We start from the raw sequence: 18,902 nt of genomic DNA, 5'->3' as shown, positions 1-18,902 counted from the left end.
AGCGCGGCGGCGTGCGCGCCCGGGATCGCGCACAGGAGATCCTCGAGGATCGACGTGAAGGAGGACGGCGCCTGGTCACGTGGAAGCCGGCGTCGGGTCCGGTTGCGACCTCCGTTGCGCGAGGTGGTCATGGCTCGATCCGCACGAGCTCGAGCAACGCATCGACGGCCCCCGCGATCTTCGGCTCGCGCCGTGCCACCTCGAGGAACCTCGCCTGGGCGGCGCGCGCGCGGTCCGCCACGACCTCGTCGCGCACCAGGCCGCGTCGCTCCTCGACAGGCACCACCTGCGCCGGGATGCGCTCGAGGAGCATGATGACATGCACGCCGAAGGCCGATGTGGCCGGTGCGGTGAGATCTCCGCGCGCGACGAGGGACGCGGCCGCGCGGGAGAAAGCGGGGTCGAACTGCTGCGGCTCCGGCGTGAGCACGCGGCCCGCCTCCGTCACCGGCGAGAGCGCCTGCGCCACGACCTCGAAGCCATCGGCAGGGACGCCCTTCGCGGCGCTGATGAACGCCTCTGCAGCCGGATCGGGGGGCGGTTGCGGCGTCCCCGCGGCGCGGGGCGGCTCGGTGCGCTGAGCGACCTCGCGCGAGGACAACACGGCCGTCCGGATGGCGTCGGCGATCGCCTTCACCCTGTCACGGGTAGCCTCGTCAGCGTCTTCCGGGAGCTTCACGACGGCGTGCACGGTGCGGTACCCCTCGGGACGATCGAGATCGAGCCAGTGGCGCTCGGTGGCGACGCGCAGCTCTTCGTCGGTCACCGGGCCGGCGTTCGCCGCCTCCTCTTTCAGGCGGTGGAGCATGCGACGGGCGAGCACCAGGCTGATCTCGCGCCGCACGTCGGGGTCCTGTTCGAGGCCGCGGGCTCGTGCCTCGGCGGCCCAGAGCGCGTCGTGGACCGCAGCGTCCCGGGCCTGCGCAGGCGGGATCTGCTGCGCCGCCGCGATGCGCGCCACCGAGTCGACGGCGACGTCGCTCGCGCCCACGCGGGCCGCCACGTCGGGCGGCAGCGGCGCCGCCCCCCTCGCGGACGTCGATAGAACAGCCCAGGCCGCGCACGCGCACAGACATGCGACGGCCGCGATCGCTCGGCGCCCAGGGCTCACGCGTTACCCCCGCGGGGACGAAGGATCTCCGTGGACGCCTTGAGCGAGAGGCCGCCGATCACGAGGAGGTAGATCGCCTTGAAATCCTGGCGATCACCGAGCGCGTGAACCCCGAAGGCAAAGGAGAACGCTGCGGCGACGAGGAGCAGAACCGCGAACACATCGACTGCGCGGGACACGCCGATGAGTGTAACGCGATTTGGTGAGGAACCGGCGGGGATGCGGGGACACCAGGGAGCGGCGGCGGCCGGGAGGCCACGGCCGCGCCGCCGCTCACCGCAGCGTCATCGCGACCGCCCCCAGGACCGCAAAGACGATCAGGACCACCAGGTGCCGAACGGCTCGGTGGGGGAGCCGCCGTCCGCCGCCCGTGTGCCGGCGGCCACGAGCCACCGCGACGCCGGACGCCGCCGTGATCAGCGCGACGGCGCAGGCCACCGCGACGGCCTGGGCCAGGAGGGCGCGCTCCGGGTCCCGGATGCGCCAGGCGAGCACGAGGATCGCGAGGCTCACGAGCGCTCCGAACGCGACGATCGCCGTCGCGAGCGGAGGGAGGTGGGCTCGGGCCTGCAGGAGCGGGGCGTCTGGCTCCGGCTCCGGCTGGCGCCGCACGTCCCAGCGATCGCGCCAGGAAAGCGCGAAGATGCCCCAGGCGATCGCGCCGATCGCCGCGCGGACCGGGTCGAGGCGCGAGGGCTGAAGGGAAGGAGAAGCCAGCAGCCAGGTCAGCGTGACCAGCGCGAGGAAGACGGAGATGCCGAGGTGCCGGGCGACCCGGCGGTGCGTGGCGGCGAGCAGCGGCGCAGCGACCCCGCACAGGAAGGCGAGCGTGGCGGCGATGCTGGCGACCACGGGCGCGCCACGACCGAAACCCGCGGGCGCGACCGTGATCATCCAGGCGACGACCGCGGCGAGCAACGCCTGCGGGGCGCGCCCGCCGCCCGGGCCCAGGTCGAAGCGCGCCGCCCCCGGCAGCGGCGCCTCCGGGGGGTCCGAGCCTGACGCCCCGTCGACCCCGCGCGTCAACGCGCCGCCGCGTCCGACGGAGGCCGCCGCGGTGGACTCCTCTTCGCGCGGAGCGCCGATCGAGATGGCGCCGGGGGCATCCGTGCTCATGAGCGAGCGCTAGGCCAGGTTTCTCAGGAGGTTGCCCACGGGCAGCACGTCCGGCGCTGGCGCACCCACGCCCGCCTCGTCGCCCGCGCTCCCCTCTTCCCGGGCGACCTCGAGCCCGAGCCGCTTCCAGAGGCCCGTGTCGAAGAGGTGGCTCGGGCGCACGTTGCCGAGGGCTGCGAGCATGTTCTGCCGCGTCCCGGGGTGGCGCGCGTCGAGATCCGCGAGGAGCTGGCTCACCGCCTTGCGCTGGAGGTTGTCCTGGGACCCGCACAGGTCGCAGGGGATGATCGGGAACCGCTCCTCCGCGGCGAACGCGGCGAGCTCGGCCTCGGCGCAGTAGATCAGCGGACGGATCACGATGTTGTCGCCGTCGTCGGAGATGAGCTTCGGCGGCATCGATTTCAGCTGCCCCGCGAAGATCAGGTTCAGGAGCAGCGTCGTCACGGCGTCGTCACGGTGGTGGCCGAGGGCGATCTTCGAGCAGCCGAGCTCGCGGGCGATGCGGTACAGGATGCCCCGGCGCAGGCGGGAGCAGAGGGAGCAGTACGTCTTGTTCTCGGGGATCTTCTCGGTGACGATCGAGTAGGTGTCCTCGGAGATCATCCGGAACTCGTGGCCGCCCGCCGCCATGTAGTCGGTGAGGAGGTGTCCCGGGTAGCCAGGGTGCCCCTGGTCGATGTTGACCGCGATCACGCTGAACCGGACCGGCGCGCGCCGCGCGAGGTCGACGAGCAGCGCGTGCATCGCGTAGCTGTCCTTGCCCCCCGAGACAGCACAGAGGATCCGATCGCCGTCGGCGATCATGTCGAAGTCGGTGATGGCGCGCCCCATGGCGCGCGCGAGCTTGCGGCGGAGTTGCACGGTTTAGCCGGTGAAGCCTTCGATGAGGCGGAGGAAGGTAAGCACGCCGTGGCCCGTCCCGCCCTTGGAGAAGATGCCGTACGGCTTGTTCGCCATGGATGGGCCAGCGATATCCACGTGCACCCAGGGGACGTCCCCCACGAACTCGCGCAGGAACAAGGCCGCGGTGATGGCGCCTCCCCAGCGGTCGGCCGTGTGCTTGATGTCGGCCCAGTCGCTCTTGAGGCCGTCGCGGAGCTCCTCGATGAGCGGGAGCTGCCACATCGACTCGCCCGCGGCCTTCGCGGCGCTCCGCAGGCGCTCCGCGAGCTCCTCGCGGTTCGAGAAGAAGCCGGACACGGTCGGCCCGAGGGCCACGACGCACGCGCCCGTGAGGGTCGCGTTGTCGACGATGAGGTCCGGCTTCAGCGCGCGCGCATAGGCGAGGCAGTCGGCGAGGACCAGGCGCCCCTCTGCGTCGGTGTTGATGATCTCCACCGTCCTGCCGTCCAGAGAGCCGAAGATGTCGCCGGGCCGGTATGCGGCGCCGTCGGGCATGTTCTCTGCCGCGCCGATGACGCCGTGCACCTCGACGTTCGGCTTGGCGGCCGCGACGGCGGCCATCAGCGCGATCACGTTCGCGGCGCCGCCCATGTCGCCCTTCATTTCTTCCATGCCCGGAGCTGGCTTGATGCAGATCCCGCCGCTGTCGAAGGTGAGCCCCTTGCCCACGAAGACGAGCTTCCGCTTCGGCTTCCCGGGAGGAGCGTAGACCATGTGGACCAGCCGGGGATCCCTCGCGCTCCCCTGCCCCACCGCCATGATGAGCTTCATGCCCCGCTTGGTGAGCGCGGCCTTGTCGAGCACCGTCACCTTGAGCCCGTGCTGCTTGCCCACGGCCACCGCGACACGCGCGAGCGCCTCCGGATAAACCTCGTTCGGCGGCTCGTTGACGAGGTCGCGCGCGACGCAGATCGCCTCGCCGACCTGCTGGCCGAGCGCGACGGCATCGCGCGCCGCCTTGCCCACCTTGCCCTCGATGACCACGGTGCCGCGGGAGAGCTGGACCTTGGGCAGACGATCGCCCGTGAAGTAGCGGGTGAACCGGTAGGCCCCGAGCACGAGCCCCTCCGCGGCGGCCCGCTCCCCGCGCTCGACGCCGGGAGGCACCACGACCGCGACGCTCTCGGCGCGCACCCCGTTCGCGAAGCGCGCCCCCTTCGCGGCGAGCAGCCTGCACTCGACGTCGGTGACCTTGCCCGACCCGAGCCCGATCAACAGCACCCGGCCGGGCTTCAACGCGCCGTTCGTCGCGAAATCGATGCTCTGATCCCTCTTCCCCGTGAAGTCGTCACGCTTGACCTGGTGAGTCACCGACTCGCCCAGCGCGGCCACGAGCCTCGCCAGCACGCCCTCACCCGTCGAAGCGCCTTCGGGCACGCCGATGACGACGACGTCGACGGCGATGCTCAGCGGGTCGGACGAGGCGAGGTTCACTTTGATCGGCATGCGGTCTCCTGAGCCCGGGATGTGGAGGGTGTCCAGCGCGGCATCTAAACACGAAGGGCTAACCCCGTCGACGTGCACGATGCCCGCAGGCGGTCGGCCCGAGGTGCGGGCGGGAGCGCGCTCCCGCTCCCAGGCGCGCGGCCCCGCACGGTACCGCGCAGCCCCGCACGGTTCTGCGCGGCTCCCGCACGGGCTTCGCGCTCGGCGGCCCGCCGTCGGAGCGCCTCGCGCGACGCTGCCCTCCGGACTGCGGGTCCGGGCCGGCCCGGCCCGAGCGCCGGATCGAGGGGCGTCAGCGCGCCGACCGGTAGATCTGGATCACGTCGGCGAGGAGCTGCAGCGCCTCGGCGCGAGGGCGCTGGAACGCGTTGCGCCCCATGATCGACCCGAAGGAGCCGCCCGCGGCCATCTCGCGCACCTCCTCCAGGACGGCGTCGGTCGCCTTGGACTCGCCGCCAGAGAAGATCACCACGCGCTTGCCGCCGAACGTCGCCTGCACGACGTGCCGGGTCCGGTCGGCGAGCGTCTGGATGGGAATCTTGTATTTCTCGTACATCTTTCTCGCCTCCTCCTGCTCGATATGAGCGGTCGGCGGCTTGACCTTGATGATGTGTGCGCCGAGCTGGGCCGCAATCGTCGCCGCATAGGCGCAGACATCGATGGCCGTCTCGCCCTGCTTCGACAATCCGGCGCCGCGCGGATAGCTCCAGACGATGACGACCAGGCCCCTGCGCCTGGCCTCGAGGGCGATCTCGCGAAGGTCCTCGTACATCCTGTTTCTCGCGCCGGACCCGGGGTAGATGGTGTAGCCGACGCCGACGCAGCCGAGGCGGAGCGCGTCCTCGACGGAGCCGGTCACCGCCGACACGGGCTGCTCCACCTTCGCCAGCGTGTCGCTGTTGTTCAGCTTCAGGATCAGGGGCACCTGCCCCGCGAACCTGGCCGCGCCCGCCTCCAGCGATCCGAGCGGCGCCGCGTAGGCGTTGCACCCGGCGTCGATCGCGAGCTGAAAGTGGTAATCGGGGTCGTAGGCCTCGGGGTTCGGAGCGAACGATCGCACCGGACCGTGCTCGAAGCCCTGGTCCACCGGCAGGATCACCATCTTTCCGGTGCCCGCGAGCGCGCCATGGTTGAGCAGCCGGACGAGGTTCGTCAGCGTGCCTGGGTTCTCGGATGCGTACCAGGAGAGGATCTGCTCTACACGCGTGGTGAGCGCCATGAATCACTCCGTCGAAGGTGCTGCTGCGCCAGGAAGCGCGTGGCCCGCCCGGGGCGTGAACCCGCCCCGTCATGCCCGCGGCGCCGTGTCAGGGCGCTCGGGCGAGCGGGCTCGGGCCGCATCTTCAGGACTTGGACGAACGTATCGAGCCCAACGCGCGGGCGGTCCAGCGCCCCGAGGATGTTGTACGAAGCCATCGGATACGCAATTCTCGAAACTGCGCCGGACCGCCCTCGGGGCCACAGCGGCCGACGCGAGCACGAGCACGTGGCGGGGCGGTAACGTCCTCGCCGCCAACGCGGAGGGATCATGTCGGACCAACGGGATCTGAGCTGGAAGCCGCCGGAGGCGCCGTCACGCATCGGGATCACGCTCGAGACATACATCCTCGAAGGAATGCTCGGGTTCCCCTCGGCGACAGGGGTGTTCACCTCCCTCCTCAACCAGCTCGGCCTGGTGGCGAAGCTCGTGACATCCAAGGTCCGGCGGGCCGGCCTCGCGAACGTCCTCGGATACACGGGACAGACCAACGTCCAGGGCGAGGTCGTGCAGAAGCTCGACGAGGTCGCCAACGAGACGCTGCTCAGCGTGCTCGGAAGGCGCGGGCACTGCGCGGCCGTGGTGAGCGAGGAGCTCGGGGAAATGAGGCTCCTCTCCACGGACCCACGAGCGAAGTACATCGTCGTCGTGGACCCGCTCGACGGCTCGTCCAACATCGACGTGAACATCTCTATCGGCACGATCTTCGGTGTGCTCCGGAAGAGCGACGCCAAGATGGGCGCCGATCCATCGGACTTCCTTCGCCCCGGCCGCGATCTGGTCGCGGCCGGCTACGTGCTCTACGGCTCGTCGACGCTGCTCGTCATCACGACCGGCCTCGGCGGCGTGCACGGCTTCACCTACGACCCGACCGTGGGAGAGTTCTTTCTCTCTCACGAGAACATCCGGATCCCCGAGCGCGGCTCGACGTACTCCATCAACGAAGGCCACAGCGCGCGATGGCCGGAGGAGGTGCGCCGCTGGAACGCGTGGATCAAGGAGGACAGCAAGCACGAGGGTCGGCCGTACGGCGCGCGCTACGTGGGATCGCTGGTCGCGGACGCGCACCGGACGCTGCTCAAGGGCGGCATCTTCGCCTACCCCGCCGATCGCAGCGGCCAGGGCAAGCTGCGGCTGCTCTACGAGGCGAACCCGTTCGCGTTCATCTTCGAGGCCGCGGGCGGAAAGGCGAGCACGGGGGCCGAGCGCATCCTGGACAGGGTCCCGAGGTCGCTCCACGAGCGCGTGCCGCTCGTCCTCGGCTCGCCCCGCGACGTCGAAGATTTCGAGCAGTTCGTGCGCGGCGAGCGCTGAGGCTGCGAGAGAAGGGCGCCGCCCTCACCGGGACGAGCCGCGGCGCGGGGGGCGACCCGCGGGTCAGACCCCCTGCGCGTCGGCTCCCCAGATCACCTTGTGGAGCTGGACCTGCACCCGGACGCGGAGGCCATCGTCGAGCACCCACTGGACGAGCTCCTTCGGCGACAGCTTGCCCCACACGCACGAGGCGAGCAGCGTCACGCCGCGCGCGTCGAGGCGCCGCTCGCGGATGGTGTCCCGCATCCACGCATAGTCCGCCCGATCGGCGAGCACGAACTTGATCTCGTCGCGCGGCGTGAGGTGATCCAGGTTCGACCAGCGGTTCCGGTGGGATTCCCCCGAGCCGGGCGCCTTCAGGTCCATGATCTTGTGCACGCGCGGATCGACGCGCGAGACGTCTGCCTCGCCGCTGGTCTCGACGAGGACCGTCCGGCCCGCGTCGCAGAGCTCCGCGAGGAGCGGGAACGACCCGGGCTGAAGGAGAGGCTCGCCCCCCGTGAGCTCGACGAGCGGCGTGCCGAGGGCGAGCGCGCGCTCGAGGACCTCGCCGCGGCGGAGCCGCTTGCCGCCGTAGAAGGCCTGCGTCGTGTCGCACCAGGCGCAGCGCAGGTTGCACCCGGTGAGCCGGACGAAGGTGCACGGCAGCCCGGCGAACGTCGATTCACCCTGCACGCTGGCGTAGATTTCGTGGACGACGAGGGTGTCTTCTTTCAAGGAAGCGACGCCTCCGAGGCGCCTCGGTCCGCCTCGGCGGCGCCACGCCGCCGGCGACCCGAGGTGGGGGCGGGAGCTTTGGCCGCGCCGAGCGCGCAACGCAAGCGGCGCGGGGCGCTCAGCTGGAGATGACGCTGACCTCGCCCGCCGCCACCGCCCGGAGGATGCCGCCGGCGCCGCGGACCAGCAGGTGCCCCTCCGGATCGATCCCCGCCGCGACGCCGACCACGCCGCCGACCTCGACGCGGCGGCCGCGCAGCCAGTCCATCCGGGCGAGATCCTCCGCGAAGGGCGCGAGCTCGCCCGCCTCGAACCTCGCCGCCGCGTCGCCGATCGCCTGGAGCAGCTCCGCGGCGAGGCGCTCGCGCGGGACGTCGTCGATCCCGAGCATCGCGAGCGACGTGGCCCGCGCCGACAGATCCGGCGGGAAGCTCGACGCATGGACGTTGAGCCCGACGCCGACGATCACGCTGCTCACCGACTCGCCGCGCAGCTGGGCCTCGACGAGGATCCCCGCCAGCTTGCGGCCCCCGGCGAGCACGTCGTTGGGCCACTTGAGCCGCACCTCGACGGCGGAGCCGCCGCCCGACGCGCCGCGGGACGGAAGAGGCGCGAGCCGCCGCTCGATGACGGACGCGACGGCGAGCCCCATGACGAGCGCGATGGGAGCCACGCGGCTCGCCGGCAGGCTCGGGCGCAACACAGCCGACAGGTAGAGGTTCTCGCCGGGCGGGGAGTGCCAGGAGCGCCCGCCGCGCCCCCGACCCTGGGTCTGCGCGTCGGCCAGGAACGCAGCCCCGTGCGGCGCGCCGGCTGCGGCCGCGCTCCGCGCGTCGTCGTTCGTCGACGCGGTCTCGGCCGCCACGGCGAGCGGCCGCCCGAACGACGCGCCCAGCCGCGAGAGCTCGCGCTCTATCGCCGCCCCGTCGAGCCGCCTCACAGCGAGAGATCCAGCGCGATGTCGGCAGCGCGTGCCGAATGCGTCAGCGCCCCGACGCTGATGACGTCGATGCCCGCCGCGACGAGCTCGGGGATGCGCTCCAGGGTGATGCCGCCGGAGACCTCGAGGAGAGGCCGGCCGTGCTGCGCCGACCGCACGCGCGCGGACGCGGCCTTGACGTCGGCCAGCGTGAAGTTGTCGAGCATGATGATGTCGGCGCCGGCGGCCAGCGCCTGATCGAGCTCCTGCAGCGAGGCCACCTCGACCTCGACCTTCGTCGTGTGCGGGGCGCGCGCCCGCGCGCGGGCGATGGCGGTCGCGATGCCGCCCGCCGCGACGATGTGGTTGTCCTTGATGAGCACGGCGCTCCCGAGGCTGTCGCGGTGGTTGTGCGCGCCGCCCACGCGCACCGCGTAGCGCTCCAGCCCGCGGAGACCGGGCGTCGTCTTGCGGGTGTCGGTGATGCGCACGCTCGACCCAGCCGGGATCGCCTCGGCGTAGCGGCGCGCCTCGGAGGCGACGCCGCTCATCCGCTGCGCGAGGTTGAGCGCGGTGCGCTCCGCGCTGAGGAGCGAGCGCGCGCGGCCACGCACCGTCCACAGCACCGCGCCGGCGCCGACGGCGGTGCCGTCCGCGACGAGCACCTCGCCCTCCACCTGCCGATCCAGGCGCTGAAAGACGCGCAGGAACACGTCGCCCCCGCACGCGACGAGCGGCTTGCGCGCGACCGCCTTCGCGGTCGCGCGCGCGGAGGCCTCGACACAGGCCTCGGTGGTGAGATCGCCTCCCGCGAGGTCTTCTTCCAGAGAGCGATCGATCAGGGCATCGAGCAACGGCGCAGCCAGCACGGGCATCTCCTCGGCGCCGCTCCCACGCGGCGCTCCCAGGTATACTCGGTCCCGCACGCGCGCATCAGCGCTGTCGCGCCCACACGAGCCGCGACGACGCGACGCGTCATCGCGCATCCTTGGGGTGGCACGTGCGCCCTGGAGCGTGCGACCTCAGCCGTATGGGCGCCCTGGACGGGACGCGGGCGGACATGGAGGGGGCTCGCTGCGCCGAAAAGCAGGGCGGATCGCGATCATCGCGACGCTGTGTCGCACAAATGGGGCTGACGTTCGTCTACCAGCCTGTGAGACTCTCCGAGCAACTCCAGCGCCCTCAACGGAGATCGATGCGTCCGCAGGCAGGCCAGGTCATCAACAACAAGTACCGACTCGTGCGCCTCATCGGCGATGGCGGCATGGGGAGCGTCTACGAAGCCCGCCACGAGGTGCTGGGGACGACGGTCGCCCTCAAGTTTCTCCACCCCGAGCTGTCCCGCCGCTCCGGCCTGGTGCAGCGCTTCCTCCAGGAGGCGCGCGTCTCCGCGCAGATCCAGAGCGCGCACGTGGTTCGCGTCAGCGACGTCGACCAGACGGCGTCCGGCCTGGCGTTCATCGTGATGGAGTACCTGGAGGGGAAGACGCTCCAGACCCTGTACGAGGAGCTCTACCGGGCAGGCATCCGTCTCGGGTACCCCGACGCGCTCGAGTACACGATGCAGATGCTGGAGGGCGTCGAGGCCGCCCATCGCGCGGGCGTCGTCCACCGGGACCTCAAGCCGGACAACGTGATCATCACGAAGTCCGCCAAGGGAGAGCCGCTCATCAAGCTGCTCGACTTCGGCATCGCCAAGCTGAAGGTCACGGGGGAGCTCGATCGCGGGTTGACGCGCCCCGGCGTGATCATGGGCACCCCCGAGTACATGGCGCCGGAGCAGGCCTACTCCGCGGACTCCGTGGACGCGCGCGCCGACATCTTCTCGCTGGGCGTCATCGTCTTCGAGATGCTGGCCGGTCGCCGGCCGGTCGGCGGCGATGAGCCCCAGCAGATCGCGGGAGCGTACCTTTCGGGCCAGATCTCGCGGCTCTCCGACCTGGCGCCGGAGCTCGCGCCCGGCCTCTGCGCGGCCGTCCACCGCGCCATGGCGGCCTCGCCGCCGGATCGCTTCGCGACCACCGCCGAGTTCCGCAGCGCCCTGGAGCCGTTCGCCCGAGCCGCCCGCGCCCCGTCGGCGCTCACCCCCGCGCCGTCCGAGGTCAGCCTGGCGCGGTCGTCCGGGGCCGCCCTGGCGGCAGCCCTCGCGGCGCCCGGGATGCTCACGCCTTCCGCGGCGGCGCCCGCGACCAACGCGATGGGGGACGGTCGCGCCAGCTCCGTTCCCAAGACGATTCCGCCGGAGGACGGCGGCGCGCAGCACGCGTCCAGCGGCCCCCCGGGCGGCCTCGGGCCCTCGACCCCCATGGGCGGCTTTTCCTCGGATGCCCGAGGGCCCTCGGCGTCAGCGCCAGGGTTCACGCCGAGGCCGGAGCCCTCCTCGGGCCCGTATTTCGCCCAAGGGGGCTATCCCCAGCAAGGTGGGTATCCCCAGATCGCGCAGCCGGCGACCGTGAGCGCTGCCCCCTACGCTCTCCCCCAGGGGGTGCCCGCCACGAGCCACGAGCCGGGACCCTTCGATGTGGCGCCGCGCCCGGGAGGGACGGCGGTCGGAGGCGCGCCGTTCATGGACAGGAGCGCGGCCCCGGGCGGCGGATTCAACGGCGGCCCAGCGCCCGGCTATGGCGGCGCATATGGCGGCGGCGCGCAGGGCTACATCCCTGGGACGGCGCCGATGGATCCCTTGCCGAGGATCTCGCAGAGCGCCTCGGCGCACGGCGCGCAGCGGCCCGCGCGAGGCGGGACGTCGCTGTTCGCCATCCTGCTGCTCGCCACGGGGGATCACGGGGGCCGTCGTCGGTGGTCTGTACATCGCCAACGAGCTGGGCCGGAAGGAGCAGGCCGACGCGGGGCCGGCCCTGCTGCCGACCCTCCAGCCGGCCAACACGGTGCCTTCGGATCCCAGCCCGCCCGCGACGACGCCCCCCGCCGTGACGCCCCCGGCGGTGACGCCACCTCCCGTCGAGCCGCCCGTGGTCGCCAAGCCGCAGCCCCGGCCGACCACGACGGCAAAGCCGCCGGCGACGCCGAGCACGACGGCGCCGACCACGACGGCGCCGACCACACGCCCCAGCGGGACGACGATCATCCCCCAGCTTCCCTGGGTCATCCCGTCGACGCTGCCGCCATTCCCGTTCCCCGCGCCGACCAGCGCGCAGCCGCCGGCCAACCCCCAGCCGAACACGACAAGCCCGCCGACGACGCCGACGACGAGCCCCCCCGACACGCCGCCGGACAGGCCTCGACGGCGCGTGATCATCGTACCCAACAACTGACGCGCCGGGCGCGTACGGTAGGTAGGATGCGATCTCGATGAGCAACCAGAATAGCGGTCCGCCGCCGGGATGGCCTGCGCCCCCGAGCGGCATGTACGGCCCTGGCAAGACCGTGCCCGGCGAGCCTCCGCTCGCAGGGCCCAACTCGCCGCAGGGCGCCTTCCCCGTGCCGCCCGGCACCGCGCCGCACGATCCGAACGCCGCTGGCGCAGCCGTCCCGCGGACCCTCGTCGAAGGCGGGACCAACAGCGCGCCTCCCGGGGGCCCGTACGGCGCTCCCGCTGGCCCGTACGGCGCGCCGCCAGCGGGTGCACCGGGCCCGTACGGGCCCGGTGCGACAGCGAATTACGGAGGACCACCTGGAGCAGGAGGCGCTTACGGGCAGCCGCCCCAGCCTCCCAGCCCGTACGGCGGCTCGCCGTTCGGGGCCCCAGGTGGCCCCGGGGCCGCCGGAGCGCCGGGGTTTCACGCCGGAGGCGCTCCCCAGCTGCCGGGCAGCGGCGCGCTGTACCCGGCGCCGATCCCCGCGCGTCCTCGCGCGAAGAGCTCCGGCGCGACGCTCGCGCTGATCGGCATCGGCGCGTTCGTGGTCATCGGCGGGCTGACGACCGCCTTCTTCGTGATGCGCAGCCGAGGATCGTCCGAAGATGCCGCAGTGCTGACGCCCATCGAGGCGCCCCCGGCGCCTGCGTCGGTCGCCGGCGATCCTGCGCCTCCCCCGCCGACGGCCGCCACACCCGCGGCGACCGCGCCGGAGCCGCCCGCGCCTGCCCCCGTGGCAGCCCCGAAGCCGACGGCGCAAGCACAACCCAAGCCGACGGCGACGGCCCCTGCGCCCACCGCCACAGGGACGACCCCCGCGCCTACCGCCACGGGGACGACCCCCGCGCCCACGGCCACGTCGACGACCCCCGCGCCTACCGCCACAGGGACGACCCCTGCGCCGACCCCTTCTACGTCCTCGACGGGTCGTCGAAGGATCGTCCTGCCAGGCAGCCGCTGAGCCCTCCTGCACCGCGCCCTGTGCTGCTGGCAGCGGCGCGGCGGGTCCGTTCCATGCCTAGGTTCCCCCAGCCCGCTTGACAGGGCGGTCACGGTGATCAGGTTCCGATGCCATGAGCAAATCCGGGATCGCCGCAGTGCTTTCGTTCCTTATTCCGGGCGTTGGGCAGCTCTACAACGGCGCGTTCCTGCGCTGCATTTTCTGGCTGATCATCACCCCCGGCCTGTGGATCGGCTCGGGCGGCTGGCTCGGCTGGATCTGCCACCTGATCTCCGCCTACACCGCGTACCAGTACGCGAAGCGCGCCGGCGGCTGAGCCGCGCTCCCCGGGACGGCGCGCCGGTTCGCGCGGCGCGCCCGCTCACGTAGCCTTCGCGAAGATCCGCTTCAGCACCTCGCCCGTCGCCGTCGGCTGACGCGCCACCTCGCGCGGGGTGCCCTCCGCCACGATGCGCCCGCCGCCGGCGCCGCCCTCCGGGCCGAGCTCCACCACGTGATCCGCGCACGCGATGACCGCCGGGTGGTGCTCGATGATCACCAGCGTGTCGCCGCGCTCGACGAGGCGATCGAGCACGCGGACCAGGCGCGTCACGTCCGCCAGATGCAAGCCGGTCGTGGGCTCGTCGAGCACATAGAGCGTGGGCTTCGGCCGCGCGCCGGCCGTCAGCTCCGCCGCGAGCTTGAGCCGCTGCGCTTCGCCGCCCGAGAGCGTGTGCGACCCCTGGCCGATGTGGAGATAACCGACGCCGAGATCGCACATCGTCGAGAGCGGGGCGCGGATCTTCGGGTGGGCCGCGAAGACCTCGACAGCCTCCTCCGCGGTGAGGTCCAGGAGCTCGCCGACGGACAGACCGAGGTAGCGCACGTCGAGCGTCGCCGGCTCGAAGCGCGCGCCGCCGCACGCCTCGCAAGGCGTGGTCACGTCCGGCAAGAACGACATCTCGTGCGCGATGACGCCCTGACCCTCGCACGCGGGGCACCGCCCGCCGGAGGCCGTGTTGAAGGAGAACCGCGCAGGGCCGTAGCCGCGCACCTGCGCGTCGGGGCAGGCGGCGTAGAGCTTGCGGACCTCGTCCCAGACGCCCAGGAACGTCGCGGGGATCGAGCGCGGCGTCCGCCCGATGGGCGACTGATCGACGGCCACCGCCCGCAGGATGCTCTTCGGCAGCCGCAGCGCCTTGTGCGGGCCCGGCTCGGGCGCCTCCAGCTCCAGCGCGCGGCGCGCGGCGGGGTAGAGCACCTTCTGGATCAGCGTGCTCTTCCCCGAGCCGGACACGCCGGCGACCACCGTCATCCGGCCCGCGGGGATCCGGAGCGTGTCCCCCTGGAGGTTGTGCGCGCGGGCGCCGAGGAGCTCGATGTGCTCGCGCGCGGGGGGGCGCGCCGGGCGCGCGCTGAGCAGCGCATCCTCGCCGGCGAGCGCCCGGGCGGTCGGCGAGTCGGGGTTCGCGAGCACCGCGCGCGACGGCCCCGCCGCGACGATCCGGCCGCCTTTGCGCCCGCCCGAGGGGCCGAGGTCGATCAGGTGATCCGCCGCGCGGATCGTGTCGGCGTCGTGCTCCACCATGAGAACGGTGCTGCCCATCCCGGCGAGCCGCCGGAGGTTGCCGAGCAGCCGGTCGGTGTCGCGCGGGTGCAGGCCGATGGTCGGCTCGTCGAGGACGTACAGCGCCCCGGTGAGGCCGCTGCCGAGCTGCGCCGCGAGCCGCAGGCGCTGCATCTCGCCGCCCGAGAGGGTGGCCGCGCGCCGATCGAGCGTGAGGTAGCCGAGGCCCACCTCGCAGACGAAGTCGAGCCGGCGGCAGAGCTCCTTGTGCGGCGCCTCGGCGATCAGCGCGCGGTCGCCCGTGAACCGTAGCCCCCTCGCCCACGCGGCCGCGGCCGCGACCGACCGGCCGGACGCCTGGTGGTAGCGCTCTCCCGCGAGCCGGACCGCCCGCGGGATCGGCGCGAGGCGCGAGCCGCCGCAGGCCTCGCACGGGTCGGGCGTCGCGAGCGCGTCGTCGTCGAAGTCCGAGGCGCCCGTCCCCTCGCAGGACGCACACCGGCCCTGCTTCGTGTTGAAGGAGAACCAGCGGGGATCGAGCTCCGGGACACCGACGCCGCAGCGCGGGCAGGTGCGCGTGGTCGAGAGCAGCTGCTCGCCGCCGCGGCCGCCGGCGAGCTTGACCGCCCCCCGCCCGAACGCGAGGGCGCGATCGAAGAGGGCGCGATCCAGGCCGTCCATGCGCCCCTCGTACATCACGAGGTCGATCGAGTGCTCGCGGCGCTTGTCGAGGCGAGGAGGGCTGTCGGTCGCGCACGGCTCGCCGTCGGCGAGCGCGCGGGTGATGCCGGCCCGGGCGGCGGCGGTGAACACGTCGAGGTACGTCCCCTTGCGCGCCACGACGGCGGGGGCGAGGAGCGTCCGCGCGCCGCGCGTCGAGACGAGCGAGCGGTAGACGTCGTCCGGCGAGCGCGCCTCGATCGGCACGTCGCAGTCCGGGCAGCGCGCCTCGCCGACCTTGGCGTAGAGCAGCCGCAGGTAGTGCGCGATCTCGGTCACGGTCGCGACGGTCGAGTTGGCGCCGGAGCGCGTGGTGCGCTGCTCGAGCGCGATCGAGGGGGGGACGCCGGTGACGCGATCGACGTCCGGCCGCGGCAGCGTGGGGAGGAACTGGCGCGCGTAGGGGGTCAGCGTCTCGAGGAAGCGCCGCTGGCCCTCGGCGAAGACCACGTCGAACGCGAGCGTGCTCTTGCCAGAGCCGCTCGGGCCGGTGACGACGACGATCTCGCCGTGCGGGATCACGGTCGAGACCTCGGCGAGGTTGTGCTCGCGGGCGCCCTCGACCTCGATCCGACCCCGGTCGAGCGACGCGCGCGCGGCGGCACCGCCGCGCTTGCCGGGCTTCGGGGCGGCGGGGGCCGCCGCCGCAGCGCGCCGCGGGCGCCGAGCGCCGCCGTCGCCCCGCTGCGCGAACCACTCGGCCAGCGAGACGCCGGTCCGCGTCGCCGTCCGGGCCACCTCCTCGGGCGTCCCCTCGGCGACGACGCTCCCGCCCTCGCTGCCCGCGCCCGGGCCGAGATCGACGACCCAGTCCGCCGCGGCGATGACGTCGAGGTCGTGATCGACGACGATCACGGAGGCGCCCTCGGTCACGAGCACGGAGAGCGCGGCGTTGAGGTGCGTCACCTCCTCGGGGTGAAGGCCGGCGCTCGGCTCGTCGAGCAGGAAGAGCGCGCCCGCGCAGGGCTCGCCGAGCGCGCGCGCGATCTTCAGCCGCTGCGCCTCACCGCCGGAGAGCGTCGAGAGCGGCTGCCCGAGCGTGAGGTAACCGAGGCCGAGCTGCTTGAGCGGCGCGAGCGCCCGCCGGATCGCGGGCTGCCCAACGAAGACCTCGAACGCCTCGTCGATCGAGAGGTCGAGCACGTCGGCGACCGAGCGGCCGTCGAGCTTCACCTCGAGCACCTCGTCGCGGAACCGCTTGCCCTTGCAGGTGGGGCAGGTCAGCGACACATCGGCGAGGAACTGCATCTCGATCGTCTCGCTCCCCTCGCCCGCGCACGCCTCGCAGCGCCCGAGCGCGACGTTGAACGAGAAGTGGCCGGGCCCGAGATCCCGCGCCGACGCCTCCGGCTGCTCGGCGAAGAGCGCGCGGATGCGGTTCCATGCGCCGGTGTAGGTCGCAGGGTTGCCCCGCGAGGTGCGCCCCAGCGGCGCCTGGTCGACGAGCGTGACGGTGCGGATGTCGGCCGTGCCCTCGATGCGCCTGTACAGGCCGGGCGCCTCGACGTCCTTGTAGCCGCGCGCCCTCGCGATGTGCCGGTAGAGCACGTCGTTCACCAGCGTGCTCTTGCCCGAGCCGCTCGGCCCCGTGATCGCCACGACGACGCCGAGCGGCACGTCGACCGTGACGTCGCGGAGGTTGTTCTCGCGCGCGCCGTGGATCGCGATCTTCCCGCTCGGCGCCCGGCGCTCCGCGCGCGCCGGCGCCAGCGGGCCGCGCGCGGCGAGCCCGTCGGGCGGGCCGTCGAAGGTGACGCGCCCGCCCTGCTTGCCCGCGCCGGGGCCCAGCTCGACGACGCGATCGCTCGCCCGGATGACGAGGGGCTCGTGCTCGATGACGAGCACGGCGTTGCCGCGATCGGCGAGCTCGCGCATGGCCGCGATGAGCGGCGGGATGTCCGTCGGGTGCAGGCCGACCGTCGGCTCGTCGAGCACGAAGAGCGCGCCCGTCAGCGACGTGCCGAGCGCCGCGGTGAGCGCGACGCGCTGCGCCTCGCCGCCCGAGAGCGTGCGCGCCTGGCGGGCGAGCGAGAGGTAGCCCAGCCCGACCCGCTCGAGGTACCCGAGCCGCGCGATGAGCTCGCGGCGCGCCATCTCCCCCTGGCCCGTCTGGGGGCGCTCGGCCTCGAGGCGCGCGCGGGCGTCGCGGAGCTCGAGCTCGTGCCACGCGGCGAGATCCAGGCCGCCGACGCGGTAGAGGAGCGACTCGGGGGCGAGCCGCTTGCCGTTGCACGCGCCGCACACGTCGTAGGTGCGGTAACGCGCGAGCAGCACGCGGACGTGCATCTTGTAGGTGCGCGTCTCGAGCCAGCGGAACCAGGCCTTCACGCCGGGGTACTTCCCCTGGGTCCACGAGCCCTCGCCCTCGAGCACGAGCGCGCGCTGCGCGTCGGAGAGGTCGCGCCACGGCTTGTCGGTGCGGATGCCTTTCCGCTCGCAGAACGCGCGGAGCAGCTTCCGCTCCCACGTCGTCGAGCGGCCGTTCCAGGGCCGGATCGCGCCGCCTGCGATCGACTTCGAGGCGTCCGGGATCACCTTGTCGTAGTCGATGCCGAGGGTGCGGCCGAAGCCGCGGCACGAGGGGCACGCGCCGGTGGGGGACTGGTACGAGAACAGCCCGGGGCGCGGCGGGTCGAAGGCGCGCGCGCACGAGGGGCAGGCGAGCCCGCGCACGAGCCGGAGCCGCGTGGGCCCCGCCCCCTGGCCGCCCTGCTCGTCGGCCTTGCGCTGCAGGTGGAGCGAGGCGTCGCCCCCGCTGCCCTTCCACGCCTCCTCGATGGCGGCGCCGAGGCGCCGGCGCTCCCGGGGGGCGACCCGGACGCGATCGACGATGACCTCGACCTTGTCCGCGCCGCTCATCGCCTCGGACGGCGCCACGGTGTCGATGTCGCGCGCCTCGCCGCGGACGAGGAGGCGCCGGTAGCCGGCGGCGAGCAGCGACTCGCGCACGTCGAGGAACCGCTCGGTCCCGGCGACCGCGATCGGGTACGTGACGAGCGCGGTCGCCCCCTCGTGCGCGCTCGCGGCGAGGTCGGCCGCGCGCGCCGGGTCGGTCCGCGCGGCCGGCGCCTCGCAGGAGGGGCAGACAGGCACCGCCTCGCGCGCGAAGAGCGCGCAGAAATACGGCTCGAGGTCGGCCATCGTGGCGACGGTCGATCGCGAGCTCTTGACCGGCGCGCGTCGGTCGACGGCGACGCCGGCCGCCACCGGCTCGAGCGCGTCGATCGGCGGCCGCTCGAGCCGCTCGAGGAACTGGCGAGCGTAGGGGCTGAAGCTCTCGACGAACCGGCGCTGTCCCTCGGAATAGAGCGTGTCGAGCGCGAGCGACGATTTGCCAGCGCCCGAGACGCCGGCGATGGCCACGAGCTCGCCGGACCGGAAGTCGAGGTCGATGCCCTGGAGGTTGTGCGTGCGGGCGCCGCGGAGACAGATCGAGTGCATAGGACGCGCGGTAGGGTGAACCCGCGGGGACGCCGTCCGGAGTGGACACGGCCGCGTGAAAACCGCGAGTGTTTAGCCCTCTTTCAGCCCATCGTCGCGAACGATCGTACGTGGGCGGCGTGCCGACCCAGCG

15 protein-coding genes (1 of these 15 running past the window's edge) are annotated in these 18,902 nt (G+C 73.0%); 3 read left to right on the top strand and 12 right to left on the bottom strand.

Annotated features, from left to right (window positions below; all coding sequences use genetic code 11):
• The 7 genes from WMF22_RS14210 to WMF22_RS14180 all read right to left on the bottom strand — a co-directional run.
• A protein-coding gene (locus WMF22_RS14210; RefSeq protein WP_437299622.1) for a roadblock/LC7 domain-containing protein crosses the window boundary here: on the bottom strand, positions 1-131 show its beginning. Its footprint begins 523 nt before the window's first position; only the first 131 of its 654 coding nucleotides appear in the window; it begins with the start codon at positions 129-131; the stop codon falls past the left edge of the window.
• The gene (locus tag WMF22_RS14205; protein ID WP_438036070.1) at positions 128-991 is read right to left on the bottom strand and encodes a peptidylprolyl isomerase; all 864 of its coding nucleotides are present in this window, start codon (positions 989-991) and stop codon (positions 128-130) included. The genes WMF22_RS14210 and WMF22_RS14205 overlap by 4 nt, the downstream gene beginning before the upstream one ends.
• Positions 992-1,107: 116 nt before the next feature.
• Positions 1,108-1,290: a hypothetical protein gene (locus tag WMF22_RS14200; RefSeq protein WP_437768582.1), complete on the bottom strand. Its 183-nt coding sequence runs from the start codon at positions 1,288-1,290 to the stop codon at positions 1,108-1,110.
• A gap of 94 nt (positions 1,291-1,384) precedes the next feature.
• Positions 1,385-2,227 (bottom strand): hypothetical protein, encoded by an 843-nt coding sequence (locus WMF22_RS14195; protein ID WP_438036069.1) that lies wholly within the window; start codon positions 2,225-2,227, stop codon positions 1,385-1,387.
• A 9-nt stretch (positions 2,228-2,236) separates the two neighbouring features.
• On the bottom strand, positions 2,237-3,088 hold the full coding sequence (gene ttcA, locus WMF22_RS14190) for a tRNA 2-thiocytidine(32) synthetase TtcA (RefSeq protein ID WP_437908967.1): 852 nt from the start codon (positions 3,086-3,088) through the stop codon (positions 2,237-2,239).
• Between the two features lie 3 nt (positions 3,089-3,091).
• Positions 3,092-4,576, bottom strand: a complete 1,485-nt coding sequence (locus WMF22_RS14185) for a leucyl aminopeptidase (protein ID WP_437299617.1) — start codon at positions 4,574-4,576, stop codon at positions 3,092-3,094.
• 292 nt (positions 4,577-4,868) lie between these two features.
• Positions 4,869-5,795 (bottom strand): class I fructose-bisphosphate aldolase, encoded by a 927-nt coding sequence (locus tag WMF22_RS14180; protein ID WP_438036068.1) that lies wholly within the window; start codon positions 5,793-5,795, stop codon positions 4,869-4,871.
• A 309-nt stretch (positions 5,796-6,104) separates the two neighbouring features.
• Between WMF22_RS14180 and fbp the strand changes: the two genes are divergently transcribed.
• Positions 6,105-7,148 carry a class 1 fructose-bisphosphatase gene (gene fbp, locus WMF22_RS14175; RefSeq protein WP_437299615.1) on the top strand — a complete coding sequence of 348 codons (1,044 nt, stop codon included), beginning with the start codon at positions 6,105-6,107 and terminating at the stop codon, positions 7,146-7,148.
• A 63-nt stretch (positions 7,149-7,211) separates the two neighbouring features.
• Here the strand turns inward: fbp and WMF22_RS14170 are convergent, their stop codons facing one another.
• The 3 genes from WMF22_RS14170 to nadC form a co-directional block, all read right to left on the bottom strand.
• The gene (locus WMF22_RS14170; protein ID WP_437299614.1) at positions 7,212-7,865 is read right to left on the bottom strand and encodes a radical SAM protein; all 654 of its coding nucleotides are present in this window, start codon (positions 7,863-7,865) and stop codon (positions 7,212-7,214) included.
• A 118-nt stretch (positions 7,866-7,983) separates the two neighbouring features.
• The gene (locus tag WMF22_RS14165) at positions 7,984-8,805 is read right to left on the bottom strand and encodes a biotin--[acetyl-CoA-carboxylase] ligase (protein WP_438036067.1); all 822 of its coding nucleotides are present in this window, start codon (positions 8,803-8,805) and stop codon (positions 7,984-7,986) included.
• Entirely contained in the window at positions 8,802-9,653 is an 852-nt protein-coding gene (nadC, locus tag WMF22_RS14160; RefSeq protein WP_437301562.1) for a carboxylating nicotinate-nucleotide diphosphorylase, read from the bottom strand. The genes WMF22_RS14165 and nadC overlap by 4 nt, the downstream gene beginning before the upstream one ends.
• A gap of 326 nt (positions 9,654-9,979) precedes the next feature.
• Between nadC and WMF22_RS14155 the strand changes: the two genes are divergently transcribed.
• The gene (locus tag WMF22_RS14155) at positions 9,980-12,100 is read left to right on the top strand and encodes a protein kinase domain-containing protein (RefSeq protein ID WP_438036066.1); all 2,121 of its coding nucleotides are present in this window, start codon (positions 9,980-9,982) and stop codon (positions 12,098-12,100) included.
• Positions 12,101-12,524: 424 nt separating this feature from the next.
• On the opposite strand, the gene WMF22_RS14150 is transcribed toward WMF22_RS14155, so the two are convergent.
• Positions 12,525-12,986: a hypothetical protein gene (locus WMF22_RS14150; RefSeq protein WP_438036065.1), complete on the bottom strand. Its 462-nt coding sequence runs from the start codon at positions 12,984-12,986 to the stop codon at positions 12,525-12,527.
• Positions 12,987-13,174: 188 nt separating this feature from the next.
• Here WMF22_RS14150 and WMF22_RS14145 point away from each other — a divergent pair, with 188 nt between their 5' ends.
• Positions 13,175-13,378 (top strand): hypothetical protein, encoded by a 204-nt coding sequence (locus tag WMF22_RS14145; RefSeq protein WP_437299610.1) that lies wholly within the window; start codon positions 13,175-13,177, stop codon positions 13,376-13,378.
• Positions 13,379-13,423: 45 nt separating this feature from the next.
• Here WMF22_RS14145 and uvrA read toward each other — a convergent pair whose 3' ends face one another.
• Positions 13,424-18,769: an excinuclease ABC subunit UvrA gene (uvrA, locus tag WMF22_RS14140; protein WP_438036064.1), complete on the bottom strand. Its 5,346-nt coding sequence runs from the start codon at positions 18,767-18,769 to the stop codon at positions 13,424-13,426.
• Between the last annotated feature and the right edge of the window lie 133 nt (positions 18,770-18,902).

The sequence above is a fragment of the Sorangium sp. So ce204 genome, from assembly GCF_051526795.1.
Classification (GTDB): Bacteria; Myxococcota_A; Polyangia; order Polyangiales; family Polyangiaceae; genus Sorangium; species Sorangium cellulosum_B.
The sequence above is the reverse complement of the archived record's forward strand: the minus strand, read 5'-3'. Positions and strand labels throughout refer to the sequence as shown.

Coding starts and splice junctions, on each gene's coding strand:
- WMF22_RS14155 (WP_438036066.1), top strand. CDS start 9,980: ATGCGTCCGCAGGCAGGCCAGGTCATCAACAACAAGTACCGACTCGTG.
- WMF22_RS14180 (WP_438036068.1), bottom strand. CDS start 5,795: ATGGCGCTCACCACGCGTGTAGAGCAGATCCTCTCCTGGTACGCATCC.
- WMF22_RS14185 (WP_437299617.1), bottom strand. CDS start 4,576: ATGCCGATCAAAGTGAACCTCGCCTCGTCCGACCCGCTGAGCATCGCC.
- uvrA (WP_438036064.1), bottom strand. CDS start 18,769: ATGCACTCGATCTGTCTCCGCGGCGCCCGCACGCACAACCTCCAGGGC.
- WMF22_RS14195 (WP_438036069.1), bottom strand. CDS start 2,227: ATGAGCACGGATGCCCCCGGCGCCATCTCGATCGGCGCTCCGCGCGAA.
- fbp (WP_437299615.1), top strand. CDS start 6,105: ATGTCGGACCAACGGGATCTGAGCTGGAAGCCGCCGGAGGCGCCGTCA.
- WMF22_RS14145 (WP_437299610.1), top strand. CDS start 13,175: ATGAGCAAATCCGGGATCGCCGCAGTGCTTTCGTTCCTTATTCCGGGC.